Genomic DNA, 14822 nt, shown 5'->3' with positions numbered 1-14822 from the left:
TAGGTTAAGGTCGGTAATACGGGTGTTGGCGGCGGGTTGGCGCCGGGCAACGGCTAAGGCCGTGATTGTGTCACGCAGGCGAGAGTGTAATTTATCGCTATGTGAAACTCAATCAGGATTGGAAGTTTGCGCAGAAATTGGTTTATTGCTAATTTATCAAGTGGCAATAAACCAGTGGGCCGCACAGGCATGGCGGCCTTTCATTACTCGGTTTCGCCACGCGCCGCCGCTTCACGCAACTTGTCTTTCTTGCTCTTGCGTTTGCCTTTGATACCGCCGTTGGAAGTATCTGTGGACGATTCAGTACCGGCTAAAACGGCAGTGACCACAGGCTCGAACCCGGCAATCTGCTCGCGCTCGCATTTCAGGTTATGGCGTTTCTCTATGAGGCGGAAATGCGCTTCCGTGTCGGCGCTGATGAAGCTGATAGCTATGCCGCTTTTGCCGGCCCGGCCGGTGCGGCCGATGCGGTGCGTGTAGTCTACCGCCGAGCGTGGCAGATCGTAGTTCAGGACTACGGGCAATTGCGCAATGTCTATGCCGCGGGCGGCGACGTCGGTGGCTACCAGCACTTGTACTTTGCTGGCTTTGAAGTCCGCCAATACCTCGTCGCGTGCGCCTTGGCTGAACTCGCCGTGGAAGGCAGCGGCTTTGATACCTGCCCGATGCAGTTTTTCTGCAATGTGCTCTGCTGCGTATTTGGTGGCGACGAAGACCAGTACCCGGCCCCAGGTATTTTCACGCAGCAGGTGCCGTAGCAATTGGGTGCGGCGGCCGGCGTCGACTTGTATTGCGCGTTGCTGGATGGCTGGCTGGTTTTGTTCTAGCGCGAGGATGGCGATGCGGGTCGGTTGGTGCAGCATCTTGGCGGCGAGTGCGTGGACTGCGGGTGGGAATGTTGCTGAGAAAAACAGGTTTTGGCGTTGCTTGGGTAACAGCGCCAGGATGCGTCCGATTTCGTCGGTGAATCCCATGTCTAGCAGGCGGTCTGCTTCGTCCAGTACCAACGAGGATATCGTGGCGATGCTTAGGGCGTTGTGTTCAATCAGGTCTAGCAGGCGGCCTGGTGTTGCGACTACGATGTCGACGCCGCCGCGTAGCTCCATCATTTGGGGGTTGATCGATACGCCGCCGAACAGGGCTGCGATTTTTAGCGCTTGCGGGGCGGTTTGGGCCAGGGCGCGGATGGATTCGGCGGTTTGCTGGGCTAGTTCGCGGGTGGGGACCAGGATCAGGGTTCTTAGCTGGCGCGGCTTTTCGGTTGGGCTGTCTTGTACTAATTGCAGTAGCGGTAGGGCGAATGCGGCGGTTTTGCCGGAGCCGGTTTGGGCGGCTGCCAATACGTCGTTGCCGCGCAGGATTTCGGGGATTGCTGCGGTCTGGATCGGGGTTGGCGTGGTGTAGCCACGTTCGCTTATGGCTTGGAGGATGGTGGGGGATAGGCCCAGGTTGGAGAATGGCATGATGGTGGGCCTTGACAGCTTGTGGGGGTAGCTATCTTACCATTTGCGTTACTTGATACGGTTGCTACTCCGTGGAGGCTTGCCGGGGGCGGCCCGGCAGCCGCATACTTTCTTTGCTTCGCCAAAGAAAAGCGACCGCAAAGCCACTGCCTTCCCTTCGGTCAGGTCCCCTAATTAACGGACCACGGAGTACAAACGCCAGCATTCGACAGGCGTTTGACCCAACTCAAACCAAAGGTGCCAACAACAACTGCAAATCCTCACTGCTAAACTTGGTTGCCAACGCCGCATCGCTACCCAACACACCTTCCGCCAACGCAGCCTTGCGCGCCTGCAGCTCAATGATGCGCTCCTCAATGCTGCCCTCAACCACGATCTTGTAGACGAACACAGTCTGCTCCTGGCCGATGCGATGGGCGCGCGCAGTGGCTTGTTCTTGTACTGCAGGATTCCACCACGGATCGATGTGGATCACGGTATCTGCGGCGGTCAGGTTGAGGCCGACGCCGCCGGCTTTGAGGCTGATCAATAGTATGGGTACGATTTTGCTTTGGAACTCCACTACCAGCTCGCCGCGTTTTGCCGGCGGCGTCTTGCCTGTCAAGGCTAACCAAGGCAGCTGTAATGCGTCGAGTTCAACCGCAATCAAGTCCAGCATTTCGGTGAATTGAGAAAACACCAGGATGCGCCGCCCTTCCGCTACCAGTGCCGGCAACATGTCGCGCAGCAGTTCCAGCTTGGCGCGCTCCATGCTCGCCGGATGCTCCATGCCCTTCAGCAGAAACGGATCGCAGCATACCTGCCGTAGCTTGAGCAGGGCGTCGAGAATGGTGATTTGTCCGCCGGCAAAACCTTTGCGTTTGAGGACGCCGCGTACCTGTTCGTCGGCGGCCAGACGGACGCTTTCGTATAGATCGCGTTGCTGGCCTTGTAATTGCACGCGTTTGACTGCTTCGCTGCGTGGCGGTAGTTCGCTTGCCACTTCATCTTTGCGGCGGCGCAGGATGAATGGCCTGACTCGTTGCGCCAGCAATTGTGCGCGGAGGGTTTGGCCACCGTACTCGATCGGTTTGCGCCACAAGCGTGTGAAGCTTCGCATGTCGCCGAGGAAACCGGGCATCAGGAAATCGAACTGGGTCCACAATTCGCCTAGATGGTTTTCCAGCGGGGTGCCGGTGATGCATAACCGATGCCGCGCGCGCAAACGCCGCACGGCGCCGGCGCTGCGGGCGGTGGCGTTTTTTACGGTCTGCGCTTCGTCCAGAATCAGCATGTGAAACGGCTGTGCTTCCAACGCCGACCGGTCGCGCCATAACAACGGGTAGGTAGTGAGGATCAGATCGTATTCTGCCATGCGAGAAAAAACGCGATGGCGCTCCGGCCCTTGCAAGGCGAGTACACGCAAGCCCGGCGCCATGCGCCTGGCTTCGGCCTGCCAATTGAATATCAGCGAAGTCGGCAGTACTGCCAGTGCGGGCAGGTCGAGGCGGCCGGCCTGCTTTTCGATCAGCAGGTGGGCCAGCGCCTGCGCGGTTTTTCCGAGACCCATATCGTCGGCCAGGATACCGGCCAGGTGATGTTCGCGCAGGTATTGCAGCCACGCCACGCCATGTAATTGATAGGGCCGCAGGGTAACGCCAAGGCCACTCGGTGCTATGACGGTCGGTGGCGTGCCGGCGCCTTGCAGCCGTTGTGCCAGCGCGCGCAGGCCGGCGTCGCCTTGCAATTGCCAACTGCCGTGGGCGCCGGCGCGTTCGCGCTGCGTATCCAGCAAACTCAGGCGCATCGTTTCGAGGCGATAAGCATCCCAGGATGACAGCTGCAGCGGCCCGTCTTTGCGCTGCGGGTCTGTCAGCAACTCCAGCATGCTGCCGACGATTGCCTTGAGCGGGGCCGCGCGGGCTTCAATCCGTTTGCCACCCGGCGCTCGCAACATGATCAAGGCATGGTCGTCGATCAAGGCAATCTGTTTGGCGTCCAGCCAGCGCCCGTCACGTTGCAACAAATGCGCCAGCAGGGGCACCAGATCCACCATCTCGCCGTCGATTTCAATGCCCAGGGTCAGTAGCCAGGAACCTTCGCCGGCAGGCAGGCCCAAGGCAGTCACCGTCTGCTCGCGACCGCGCATGCGCGTCGCAACTTCCTTGCCCAGTACCTGGCCGGTTTCGGGGCTGACGATCAGGTGCCAGGCATCCACCGGCACGCTTTCATGCACAAAACCGGGACGTACTACGATCGCCCAACCCTTTGCCTGCAGATCCGGCAATTGCTCTGCCCAGAAATCGCCGAAAAAATCTTCCTGCACCAAAGTCCAAAGCGAAGCCAGAGTTTGCCCGGCTTCCTGCGCAGCCTCGTCCGTGCGCCATTGCAGGGTATCGCTCGGTAGCGGATGCAAGCCCAGATCCCACACCAGGTCCAGGGCGTCGGCTTCGGCTCCCAGGTCGCGTAGCAACAGGCGTTGACCCTGGCTGTCTTCAACCGTTTGCGCCGATGCCGGGCGGCGATTCAGCAGCGTGGTGGGAGCTGCGGTCTCCCACTGCAAGCCGTCGCCGGTGACATACGTCCAGGTGATTTGCGCCACGGTCACGGTGGGGCCGCGCGGGCCGAACGGACCGGAAGGGCGCATGCCCAGGAGGCCGTCGCCGCGTCCCAGGGTTTGCAGCGTCAGTCGCGGCCGGAAGTGGCCAACGGTGTCTGCAACGGCATTCATCTCGGCGAAAAACGGACGGCCAGTTCGCCCAGGTCACCGTATCGTATTGCAATGTCCTGTGCCACCGGCAAGCCGAAACTGCCGGCGTAGGAGCCGGTGATGACGGCTTGTCCAGCCTGCAAACCTTGTCCTGCAGCGCGCAGGAACTCTGCCAGCCAGTACAGAGGAGCGCGTGGATGGACGGCGGGATGGCGGCCACTTAGCTGGTTTGTTTCCTGGGTTGCAATGCTGATTCGGATCGCTAATTCGGCAGCAGCATGCGCAGCTTCCGCATCCACCCGCGGGCCGAGGTACAGCCCTTGGTTGAGTAAGCCGTCAGCCAGGTTTTCAATAAAACCCGCTTCGTCCGGTTCGCTGTAGCGGCTGTCTATCAGTTCTAGTGCGAGGTAGGTACCGCCAATAGCGGCATCAATTTCTGCTGCAGAGTAGGGTGATGAGCGCGCCGGTAAGTTCTGAGCGAGGACGAAAGCCAGTTCCGGTTCAACCCGGACCTGGCCGCCGCGTACCCATGCAGCGCACGCGCCACCGCTGCAGACGGTGCCGGCATAGATGGGGGCAAGCACGGGTTGTCCATCGACAGGCAATCCGCATTTCCACGCGACGATCTTGTCGCCCAGCTGTTCACTCACGAGAGCTTGCACCGCCAGCGCGGCCGCGGCATCCAGTGGCCGCAAGGACGGCGGCAGGCGTGCGCCCTGCGTGCCGGATCGGCGGCGTTCCGCGAGAATGGCTGCGGCAGGCAGGGAGTTATGAGTTTGAGAAGTCATGTCTATGGACGTATGCGGTAATGATATTCATATTGTTCATCGAACCCGAGTTTTCGGTACAGCGCAATTGCCGGCAGGTTATCGGCAACAACCTGGAGATATGCGCGTGTTGCGCGTTGCGCCTGTCCCCACTCCAGCAAAGCTGTAACGAGCCTTGTCGCTGCGCCGCAACGACGTGCATCCGGCGCGACGACAATGTCGAACAGACCCACGGCCCCGTTCTCTGCCACCGCCAGACCATAGGCAACCGGAGTTTCATTCTCAATGAGCGTGGCGAACGCGGCTGGCATCGTGATGGCCGCGAGCATACGATCATGCACCGCCTGCGACCCTGACGGGACGCCGTTCGCCTGCGAAAAACCGGCGCTCCACGCATCGCTTGCAGCTGCTTCAATCACGACATCATGCGCGGTCGATGCTTGTGCCGAAGTCGCCAGCGATGCAGTCATGACAAGTGTACGGCCGATTTTACGATATCCCGCCTGGTCGAGTGCGTGGTCCGGCTCGGCGCCTGCCAGCGGCGATAAGCGGAAGATCGCGGGTAAGCCATGTCTCGCATAGAAATGCTCCACGACCTGCAGTGTTTCGCTGAATGCCACCGTCGGGCGCAAGGCATTGGCAGAATTCGCGCGTTTGGTGTACCCCTCGGACAGACGTAACAGCCAGCCGCCGCAGAGCGCGGATTTCTGCGCTGGCCATGCATTGAACGCACGTTCCTCAAGTGAACTGATGAGATCGAAATCAACGAACGGTGTTGTCATCTTGTTTCGCTGCTGCTGAAAGTGGCGGAAAGATATTCTAACCGGTATGCGTATGCGAATTTTCAATCGATGCGCGATGCGCCAGGTGTACATTCATGCTTATCGATACAAGGATCTGTACACTATGTCTTTCCTTCAGCAACGTGCCCATGCCCTGGGCGCATTCTTCCTGGCTCTGATGACTTCCACTTCTACTCCCGCTACATCCGCTCCAACACCTCCGGTCGCTGCCAGGCAGCCCTGGCAAGAAACCCGGCACGGAGAAATCGTCAGCGACGACTATCACTGGCTGCGTGAAAAAACCAATCCCAAGGTGATCGCCTACCTGAAGGCAGAGAACGCCTATACGCAGGCAATGACCAAGAAGCTGGCGCCGCTGGCGAAAAAGCTCTACGGTGAAATAAAGGGCCGCATGAAGGAAACCGATCTGTCGGTACCAACCCGGCGTGGCAATTTCTACTATTACAGCCGCACCGAGGCGGGCCAGCAGTATCCGATAATTTGCCGCCGGCTCGCCAAGGTCGACGCCGATTTTTCCTATGACGCCAGCGCCACGGAAGAAATCCTGCTGGACGAGAACCAGCTGGCAAAGGGTAAGAAGTTTTTTGAGGTAGAGAGTTTTTCAGTCAGCCCCGACGACCGTTACCTGGCGTACTCCACCGATACCACCGGTTATCGCCAGTACCGGTTGCACATCAAGGATATGAGCACAGGGAAATTGCTGGACGATTCGGTGGAGCGCGTCACCAGCCTGGCATGGGCTGCCGACAGCCAGACTTTGTTCCTGGTGCAGGAAGATGCCACAACCAAGCGTTCCGATCTGGTGCTGCGTCTGAAGCTTGGCAGCAAGCCGGTCGAGGTATATCGCGAAGCGGTAGAGCAATTCAACCTGGATGTCGGCATCAGCGGCGACCGTAAATTCATTGAACTCGAGGCGCAAAGCACCGACACCACTGAAGTCAGCCTGTTGCCGGCGGACCAGCCGGACGACAGCTTCCATTCAGTGCTGGGACGTGAAACCGGACATCGCTACCATGTCGACCATCGCGATGGCGAACTGTTCATCATGACCAACAAGGATGCCAAGAATTTCCGCCTGGTGACGGCGCCGCTGGCGACTCCCGGTCCGGATCATTGGAAAGAGCTGGTAGCGCACGATCCCAAGGTTTTGCTGGAATCCTTCGAACTGTTCCGCGATTTTCTGGTGGTCAGCGAAAAATCGGATGCGCAAGAGCGTTCCCGCATCTACAATTTTGCCGATCACAGCTGGAAGACTGTGGAGTTCGACGAAGCGGTTTACGCATCGCACCCTGGCGGCACGCCGGAATTCACATCACGCCAATATCGCCTGATGTATGAGTCGCCGGTAACGCCGTCGACGGTGTTCGATGTCGACATGGCGAGCGGTCGGCGCGTAGTGCTGAAACAACAGGAAGTGCCTGGCTACGATCCCGCCTTGTATGAAACCAGGCGCCTGTGGGCCACCGCGCGTGACGGCGTCAAAGTACCGCTGTGGACTGTTGCCCGGAAGGGTGTCAAGCTGGATGGCACAGCGCCATTGCTGCTGTATGCCTATGGTTCGTATGGCATTCCGGCTGACGCCGGTTTCTCTAACAGCCGCGTCAGCCTGCTGGATCGCGGCGTCATATTCGCCGAAGCGCATATCCGCGGCGGCAACGACATGGGTGAGCACTGGCATGACGACGGCATGCTGATGAATAAGAAGAATACCTTCAACGATTTCATCGACAGCGCCGAATATCTGATCCAGCAAGGCTGGACCAGTCCGCAGCGCCTGATCATCGAAGGCGGCAGCGCCGGCGGCCTGCTGATGGGCGCGGTCGTCAATATGCGGCCCGACCTGTTCCATGCGGTGCACGCAGCGGTGCCGTTTGTCGACGTAATGAACACCATGATGGATGCCAGCCTGCCGCTGACTACCGGCGAATACCTGGAATGGGGCAATCCCAACGAAAAGCCCGCCTACGACTACATGCGCAGCTATTCGCCCTACGACAATATCGAGCGCAAAGACTATCCGCCTATGTTAGTCACCACCGGGCTCAACGATAGCCAGGTGATGTATTGGGAGTCGGCCAAATATGTCGCCAGACTGCGCGCCATGAAAACCGGCCACCACGCCTTGCTGCTCAAAGTGAACATGGGCGCCGGCCACGGTGGTGCTTCCGGCCGCTACGACGCAATCAAAGAGCGCGCGTTCGAGATGGCGTGGATGCTGTCGCAATGGGGCCTGCACCTGTCTGCCAGGCGCTGAGTGACCAGATTGGATTTATTGCCTGGCAAGCCAGTCCAGCAAGGCTTTATGAAACCCGGCCGGCTGCTCCATCTGCGGTGCATGGCCGAGGCCGGCAAACTCGATCAACGTTGATTGCGGGATCAGCTTGGCCACCTGCTTACCCAACAGCTTGTACTGGCCGATTTTCGCCTTCACCGCAGCCGGAGCGGCATCGCTGCCGATGGCGGTGGTATCTGCATCGCCGATCAGCAGCAAGGCAGGCATGCTGAGATCCTTGAATTCATAGACCACCGGTTGCGTAAAAATCATGTCGTAGATCAGCGCCGAGTTCCACGCCACCAGCGTGTGGCCCGGTCCCTGGTTGAGTCCGGCCAGCATGGTCACCCAGCGTTCGTATTCCGGTTTCCAGCGGCCGACGTAGTAAGTACTCTGTTCATATCTACGCAGGCCGTCGGCATTCAGCTTCAACTCCCGCTGATACCATTGATCGACCGTGCGATACGGTACGCCAAGCGCCTTCCAGTCTTCGAGGCCGATCGGATTCACCATCACCAGCTGCGTCACCTGTTCCGGATACAGCAAGGCGTAGCGCGTGGCCAGCATGCCGCCGGTGGAATGGCCGACGATGATCGCTTTGCGGATTCCCAGTTGCTCAAGCAAGGCGTGGGTGTTGATGGCGAGTTGCTGGAACGAATACTGGTAATGATCCGGTTTGGTCGAGGTGCAAAAGCCGATCTGGTCCGGCGCCACCACGCGGTAGCCTGCGTCACTCACGGCCTTGATGGTTTGCTCCCAGGTCGCGGCGCAGAAATTCTTGCCATGCATGAGAACCGCGGTGCGGCCGTTGGCGGCGCCGGTTGCAGCGACATCCATATAGCCCATCTGCAGCTGCTTGCCTTGCGATTCGAAGGCGTAGTGCTTTAATTCATACGGGTAGTCGAAACCCTGCAATTCAGAGCCGTAGGTTGGTGCGGCAGAATTCGTTTGCGCTACCGCGCCTGAAAGAGTGGCGCTTAGCAGCAGGCCGGTGATCCAGAAAGATATTGAGTTAGTCATGCTGCCTTATTTTTTCAAAAGTTTAGTTGCCATTTTGCCACTGTATTGCGACAGGCAATGCCGCATCCATTTGATTACCTGAGAGGTAATCGACCATGCCCGGCATGACGCGGAGAATGCAACTGTCGACAACGACAAAGCAGATCTTCCCGAACCTACCAATCCTTGAAGGAGCACGATCATGACCAACGCCACCAACGCCACCACTGCCAAGAATATCGTAAATGAAGCCTCTGCAATCGCCAGCCGCTATATCGCAGCCTGGGACGAACAGGATGCAATCCGCCGCCGTGCCCTTATCGCGACCGTGTTTACCCCGGAAGCAACCTATGTCGACCCCATGATGCGCAACGCCGGCCATGAAGGGCTGGATGCCATGATCGGCGCAGTGCAACAGCAGTTTGCCGGATTGCGTTTCAAATTGCATGGCAGGCAAGATGGCCATAACGACGTGGTGCGTTTTTCCTGGACCCTGGCTGCCGAAGGCGCCGAGCCGGTAGCTTACGGTACCGATATCGTGGTGGTAGCGGACGATGGGCGCATCAGCAGCGTCACCGGCTTCCTGGACGCGATGAACTTGCCGGCTTGAAGCCTTCTCAAGTGAACTACGGGCGGCCCTGTCGATATCCAGATAAACTGCCCGGTAATTCTTTGGAGCCAAATTATGGGTGCACAGCAAGCCGTAGTGAAGGCAGGTTTAGTGAAGCCGCTCATGGCGAAACAAGGCGCAGAACCGGCTGCACGGAATCGCTATTTCAACGACTTCGCCGCAGCTTTGCGTTATTGGCGCGACAAGCGCGGCTACAGCCAGCTGCGCCTGTCTACCGAAAGTCTTATCTCGCAGCGCCATATCAGCTTCCTGGAAAGCGGCCGATCGCAACCGAGCCGGGAACTGATTCTCAAGCTAGGGACGGTACTCGACATCCCGCTGCGGCAGCGCAATGTGATGCTGCTGGCAGCTGGTTTCGCGCCGGCCTACCAGGAACGGAAATTGACCGATCCTGAATTAAGCGCGGTCAAGCAGGCGCTGGATTTCATGCTGGCTCAGCAAGCGCCTTATCCGGCATTAGTGGTGGACCGCTTATGGAATCTGGTGATGAGCAATGGCCCGGCAGCCATGATGATTAGGTGGCTGCTGGATATGCCGGAGAACCAGCCGATTCCGCGCGAAGGCATCAACGTCTTGAAGCTGATGCTGGATCCGCAAGCTATCCGGAAATATTTGGTGAATTGGCAAGATGTCAGCGCAGATCTGTTGCATTGGATACAGCGCGAAGCCATGAGCGATGGTCCTGGCAGCGAGGCCAACAGCCTGCTGGAGCAGCTGATCGCGCTGCCAGGCATCAGGGCCGCCACGCAGGCGCCGAATCTCGACACCCGCGTCTTGCCGTTCCTGGCGATGACGATCAGGAAGGATGATGTGGAATTGAATCTGTTCACTTCGATCGCCACCATGGGCACACCGCACGACGTCACCGTGCACGAGTTGCGGATAGAATCGTTCTTTCCCGCCGATGCTGTAACGGCGGCATGGTTCAAGAGCCGTGCCTAGGCCATTTATTGTTTTACAATAAAGACGTTGCAAACGATTCAGTCCGTGATATTTAGCAAACGCATCCGTCACATTTTCTGGGAGAAGAAATATGGCAAGGAAAATGCTAGCTCTGACAGCGGGAGCAACCTGCTGCGTAGCGGTTCTGGCCGGCTGTGTCGGACCGCAGCCGAGCGCGGTTCCCGCCAATCTGAGCGTGGCGCCGACGCAGGTCTTGTCGCTGGAACTGAAGGCGACCGGTGTGCAAATTTATCGATGTGCCGCAGCAAAAGACGACGCTTCGAGATTTGAATGGCAGTTTGTGGCGCCGGAAGCGGATCTGTTTGATCAGGGCGGCCAGAAGATAGGCTGGCATTACGCCGGTCCGAGTTGGGAGTCGACGGATGGCAGCAAGGTGGTCGGTACGGTGCAGGCGCAAAACACCGGCCCCGACGCCAATGCCATTACGTGGTTGCTGCTTAGCGCAAAATCAAACTCCGGCACCGGCATCTTTGGCCAGACGCAAAGCATCCAGCGGCTGCAAACGGTTGGCGGTAAAGCCCCGGCGGACGGTTGCAATCAAACCGCTCTCGGCAAGGAGGCGCGCATGCCTTACCGGGCGATATATCGTTTCTACTCTGCCAAATAGCAAGCTGCCAGGCGCGGCGATGAACTGATCAGGGTTTGGTTCCGGCTGCCTCTGCCGCTTTGGGAGCAGGCGGCGTCGGCTGGTTCATCAGTTTGATCATCAGTTTTTCGAAGGCAGGCACGTTGACTTCGCGCACCACGGTCGTCGGGCTGGCGATCAGGCCCGGTGGCGCGTAAGCGGCTGGCCAGGACAAGGTGTTGCCATAGCCGGCGCCGAAGTCGGTATCGATGCTGACAAACAACTGGTCGGATTTGCTGATCAGCGTCGGATCCAGCCAAACCGCCGTGGCCAACTCATCCCACAAAGGGAAACCGGTCTCGGTCACCTTTTTCACCATCTGCGTCAAAGGCGTGTTCGCCTTGGTCATGTCGTTCAACAGCCTGGCGCTGAGTTCGGTCGCGGTAGACGGATCGGCCGGTACCATGACGATGCGTTTCCACGGTGCGCGCAAGGCGATCTTGGCTGCTTCAGGATCCCAGCGGAAGTTGAATTCGAGACGCGGCGAATTGATATATTCGCGTGCAAACTGTTCCGCCGATTTGGACGGCAACATTTGGTGTGGATTCAGGCTGCCGCCCATGTAGACGATTTCCTTCGCCGTCTCCGCAAAGGTGGGATCAAGACTGATCGCCAGCGCCACGTTGGTCATCGGCCCGGTAGCAAGGATGGTGACCTGGCCCGGGAATTCATGCACTTTCCTGATCATGAAAGTGGCGGCGATTTCAGTCGATGGCTTGGTATGCGGCATGCCTTCGGGAAGTGGCGGCACCACATCGTGCGCGTGGTAATTCGGCTGGCTCTGGATGGTGCCGTCCGGCCATTTTTCATCCATCCAGGCGCCTTTGTAGAACAGCTTGCCGTACAAGGCTTCCCAGCGCCGCGTGGTTTCCTGCGTATTCAGCAAGGGGAAGGCAGAACCGGGCAACACCGGAATATCGCTGCGGCCGATCACTTCCAGTGTGCGCAGGGCGTGCGCGATATTCTCGTCGCGCCAGGTTGAACCGCTGACAATCGTGATGCCCAATACTTCCACATCCGGTGACTGGATCGCCATCAGTTGCGCCGCCCGCGGGCCACCGACGTCGTCGTCGATAATCACTTTGCGCTTGCCTTCGGCCTGTGCCTGCAACGGTACTGTCGCAGCGACCGCCAGCCCCAGCATGAAAACCGTCGATAGCAAGCGGCAACGCACTGAATTCGATTTCATAAAGTACTTTCAAATAGTTAAAGATCTCCAGGAACGACCCGTAATGTCGTCCCTGGAGATTGCTGCAATGCTCGGCTAAATCAGAAATTCGACCGGAACTGAATACCGAACATGCGCGGTTCATTGATGAAGGCTGTCCGGTTGTCAAAGTCGATGCCACCGACCGCCACTATCTTGTTAGTGATATTGCGGGCGAATGCGGCGATTTCATACTTGTCGCCATCCCACTTGTAACCCACGCGCAAGCCGCCTTCGAGCAGCGGTTTGCCGGTGAACTCGGTCGAGTTGTACAGGAAGAAGTTGATCTTGCTGCGATACGACCAGTCGCTATAGAAGTACAGTTCGTCGTTGTTGCCCATCGGGATGCCGTAGCGCGCCGTCACGTTGGCAATCCACTTCGGTGCTTGCGGCAGCGAATTGCCGTCGATCGAAAACAAGCCCGGCCGCACCTGGGTGTTGAGCATGGTGCAGGAGGCGCAGCCGGCTACCAGCAGGTTCGGGTCGCGAATCTGGGTGTAGTTGTAGCTGCCGCCAACGGTAACGCGCAGGCGTTCGGTCAGGTTGGCTTCCAGGTCCAGCTCGGCGCCGCGGCCCACTGTCTTGGCTGCGTTCACCAGCATGATCGAGTTGGAAGCGCCGCCCACCGCTGTCAGCTGCTGGTTCTTGACGTCGAAACTGTAGACGCTGAAGTTGGCGCGGGCGCGGCGGTTGAACAAGTCGGCCTTGATCCCGGCTTCGTAGGAAGTGATGGTTTCAGCATTGGCCACAGTGATCGGTACCGATGACGACGGCGCCGCAATACTCGGCGCGCGGAAGCCGGTGGCAACCCGTGCATAGGTATTGATGTCGTTGGTCAAGGCGTAGTTGGCGCTGGCGTCCCAGCTCACGTTCGATTTATTTTCGCTGATCGATCCGGGTCCGGTAAACGTGACGTTGTTGGCGATCTCGTTGGTGAAATCCTTTTTGTCCTGTGTATAACGCAGGCCGCCACGCAATTTGAGCCTGTCGTTGACGTCATAGGTCAACGAGCCGAACGCGGCATAGGCAGTGTTTTTCTGGCGATTTTTGAGATAGCTGGTTTGCAACTGCGTGTTGCTGTCGAAGTTGGCGCTGTCGCCAGCCACATCTTCGTAGAAGTAATACAGGCCGGTCTGCCAGTTGAGAGGCCCTTCGTTTTTCGACTCTACCCGGAATTCCTGCGAAAACTGTTTGTGGTCGGCTATGCCGCCACCGGTTTGTACCTGGAATGGAATGAAGCCGGGGCCGGTCGGCGTGCCGCCGTCGATGTCGCCGCGGCTGAAATAGCTCGAGATGGTTTCGTAACCGGTGATCGAATACAGTTTTACCTGATCCAGGTTCCAGCTAAGCCGGGCGCTGCCGCCGGCGGTATGCAGGTATTGATCGTTCAATCCGTTGAAGGTGACCTGCGATGGACTAAATCCGGAGACGAAACCGTCGCTGCCTTTCTCCAGGATATTGGCGCGGAACAGGCGTGCGCTGCCGGTGGTGGCGCGCGAGTGGATATTGAACAGCGCATTGAAAGTGCCGTCCGGCTTGTACAGGAACTGCAGGCGCCCGGCGCGTTCGTCGTAGCCTTCCAGGTTGGGCGTCCCGCCGCCGTTGTTGGTGACCCAGTTGTCGCGATGTTCTACCAGCGTCGAAAAGCGCATCGCCCATTGATCGCTCAAGGGCACGTTGACCGCCGCCTCGACATTGGCGGTATTGTGGGTGCCGTCGGAGACACTGTAATAACCGGAGACCTTGTCCAGGCTTGGCTTGGCCGAATCGAACTTGACCACGCCGGCCGGCGTATTGCGGCCGAACAGCGTGCCTTGCGGACCGCGTAATACTTCGACTCCGGCCAGGTCGAACATCGGGAAGCCTTTGAGAGCGGCGTTTTCTTGCACCACATCGTCGAATATCAGGGATACCGGCTGCGAAGCAAAGGCAGAAAAATCGGTATTGCCGTAGCCGCGGATATAGAAGCGGGGGAAGGTGCGGCCATTCGACGATTCGATATTCAGGCTGGGCACTTTGGCCGCCAGCACGCGGATATCCTGGCCGCCGGAGGTGAGGACATCGAGGGTTTCACCCTTGAGCAAGGTCACCGAGATCGGCACGTCCTTGATTTTTTCGACCTTGCGCTGCGCCGTGACGGTCATGGTTTCCAGTTGCAGTCCGCTGCCCGGTGCGGTTGCCGTCGCCGCCGCGGCTGGCGCGGTTTGGGCCATTGCCGCCCCGAACGGCAGCGCTGCTCCCAGCGTCAGAACCATTTTATGTGCGCACCGCATGTGGGCGCGAGCCCTCGCTTTTTTCCCCATTTTTCCACTCCCTCTGTTGTCGACATTGATAAACTGAAACTGCATCGAACATGCGCGTTTTTGTTATGGCTATATCGCGCAAGTTGAGATCAGATCATCG

The 14822-nt window shown here is 58.6% G+C and carries 11 protein-coding genes; 4 read left to right on the top strand and 7 right to left on the bottom strand.

What is annotated here, in order from left to right; translation table 11 throughout:
- Positions 1–203: 203 nt before the first annotated feature.
- The 4 genes from BM205_RS03845 to BM205_RS03830 all read right to left on the bottom strand — a co-directional run bounded on the left by BM205_RS03845 (position 204) and on the right by BM205_RS03830 (position 5701).
- Positions 204–1463: a DEAD/DEAH box helicase gene (locus tag BM205_RS03845; protein ID WP_092412768.1), complete on the bottom strand. Its 1260-nt coding sequence runs from the start codon at positions 1461–1463 to the stop codon at positions 204–206.
- Between the two features lie 226 nt (positions 1464–1689).
- A complete protein-coding gene (locus tag BM205_RS03840; protein WP_092412766.1) occupies positions 1690–4173 on the bottom strand; it encodes a DEAD/DEAH box helicase in 2484 nt (827 codons plus the stop codon).
- Entirely contained in the window at positions 4170–4940 is a 771-nt protein-coding gene (locus BM205_RS03835; protein WP_092412764.1) for a fumarylacetoacetate hydrolase family protein, read from the bottom strand. The genes BM205_RS03840 and BM205_RS03835 overlap by 4 nt, the downstream gene beginning before the upstream one ends.
- A gap of 2 nt (positions 4941–4942) precedes the next feature.
- Positions 4943–5701 carry a GNAT family N-acetyltransferase gene (locus tag BM205_RS03830; RefSeq protein WP_092412762.1) on the bottom strand — a complete coding sequence of 253 codons (759 nt, stop codon included), beginning with the start codon at positions 5699–5701 and terminating at the stop codon, positions 4943–4945.
- Between the two features lie 124 nt (positions 5702–5825).
- Here BM205_RS03830 and BM205_RS03825 point away from each other — a divergent pair, with 124 nt between their 5' ends.
- On the top strand, positions 5826–7976 hold the full coding sequence (locus BM205_RS03825; protein ID WP_254783732.1) for a S9 family peptidase: 2151 nt from the start codon (positions 5826–5828) through the stop codon (positions 7974–7976).
- 15 nt (positions 7977–7991) lie between these two features.
- Here BM205_RS03825 and BM205_RS03820 read toward each other — a convergent pair whose 3' ends face one another.
- On the bottom strand, positions 7992–9014 hold the full coding sequence (locus tag BM205_RS03820) for an alpha/beta fold hydrolase (protein WP_092412760.1): 1023 nt from the start codon (positions 9012–9014) through the stop codon (positions 7992–7994).
- Between the two features lie 181 nt (positions 9015–9195).
- Between BM205_RS03820 and BM205_RS03815 the strand changes: the two genes are divergently transcribed.
- From BM205_RS03815 to BM205_RS03805, 3 genes are all read left to right on the top strand, one after another.
- Positions 9196–9603, top strand: a complete 408-nt coding sequence (locus tag BM205_RS03815) for a nuclear transport factor 2 family protein (RefSeq protein ID WP_092412758.1) — start codon at positions 9196–9198, stop codon at positions 9601–9603.
- 75 nt (positions 9604–9678) lie between these two features.
- Positions 9679–10566, top strand: coding sequence for a helix-turn-helix domain-containing protein (locus BM205_RS03810; RefSeq protein WP_092412757.1), 888 nt, complete (start codon positions 9679–9681; stop codon positions 10564–10566).
- Positions 10567–10669: 103 nt separating this feature from the next.
- Positions 10670–11194, top strand: coding sequence for a DUF3455 domain-containing protein (locus tag BM205_RS03805; protein WP_254783731.1), 525 nt, complete (start codon positions 10670–10672; stop codon positions 11192–11194).
- 28 nt (positions 11195–11222) lie between these two features.
- On the opposite strand, the gene BM205_RS03800 is transcribed toward BM205_RS03805, so the two are convergent.
- Complete coding sequence (locus BM205_RS03800; RefSeq protein ID WP_217646014.1) at positions 11223–12401, bottom strand: nucleoside hydrolase; 1179 nt, start codon at positions 12399–12401, stop codon at positions 11223–11225.
- Between the two features lie 80 nt (positions 12402–12481).
- Positions 12482–14674 (bottom strand): TonB-dependent receptor, encoded by a 2193-nt coding sequence (locus BM205_RS03795; protein ID WP_254783730.1) that lies wholly within the window; start codon positions 14672–14674, stop codon positions 12482–12484.
- Positions 14675–14822 lie beyond the last annotated feature (148 nt).

The organism is Collimonas sp. OK307 (genome assembly GCF_900113705.1).
Classification (GTDB): Bacteria; Pseudomonadota; Gammaproteobacteria; order Burkholderiales; family Burkholderiaceae_D; genus Collimonas.
Note: the sequence above shows the minus strand (reverse complement) of the source record. Positions and strands in the feature narration are given on the sequence as shown.

What these genes read in the sequence shown, in the direction of transcription:
- BM205_RS03845 (WP_092412768.1), bottom strand. Translation starts at nt 1,463, where the DNA reads ATGCCATTCTCCAACCTGGGCCTATCCCCCACCATCCTCCAAGCCATA.
- BM205_RS03840 (WP_092412766.1), bottom strand. Translation starts at nt 4,173, where the DNA reads ATGAATGCCGTTGCAGACACCGTTGGCCACTTCCGGCCGCGACTGACG.
- BM205_RS03835 (WP_092412764.1), bottom strand. Translation starts at nt 4,940, where the DNA reads ATGACTTCTCAAACTCATAACTCCCTGCCTGCCGCAGCCATTCTCGCG.
- BM205_RS03830 (WP_092412762.1), bottom strand. Translation starts at nt 5,701, where the DNA reads ATGACAACACCGTTCGTTGATTTCGATCTCATCAGTTCACTTGAGGAA.
- BM205_RS03825 (WP_254783732.1), top strand. Translation starts at nt 5,826, where the DNA reads ATGTCTTTCCTTCAGCAACGTGCCCATGCCCTGGGCGCATTCTTCCTG.
- BM205_RS03820 (WP_092412760.1), bottom strand. Translation starts at nt 9,014, where the DNA reads ATGACTAACTCAATATCTTTCTGGATCACCGGCCTGCTGCTAAGCGCC.
- BM205_RS03815 (WP_092412758.1), top strand. Translation starts at nt 9,196, where the DNA reads ATGACCAACGCCACCAACGCCACCACTGCCAAGAATATCGTAAATGAA.
- BM205_RS03810 (WP_092412757.1), top strand. Translation starts at nt 9,679, where the DNA reads ATGGGTGCACAGCAAGCCGTAGTGAAGGCAGGTTTAGTGAAGCCGCTC.
- BM205_RS03805 (WP_254783731.1), top strand. Translation starts at nt 10,670, where the DNA reads ATGCTAGCTCTGACAGCGGGAGCAACCTGCTGCGTAGCGGTTCTGGCC.
- BM205_RS03800 (WP_217646014.1), bottom strand. Translation starts at nt 12,401, where the DNA reads ATGAAATCGAATTCAGTGCGTTGCCGCTTGCTATCGACGGTTTTCATG.
- BM205_RS03795 (WP_254783730.1), bottom strand. Translation starts at nt 14,674, where the DNA reads ATGGTTCTGACGCTGGGAGCAGCGCTGCCGTTCGGGGCGGCAATGGCC.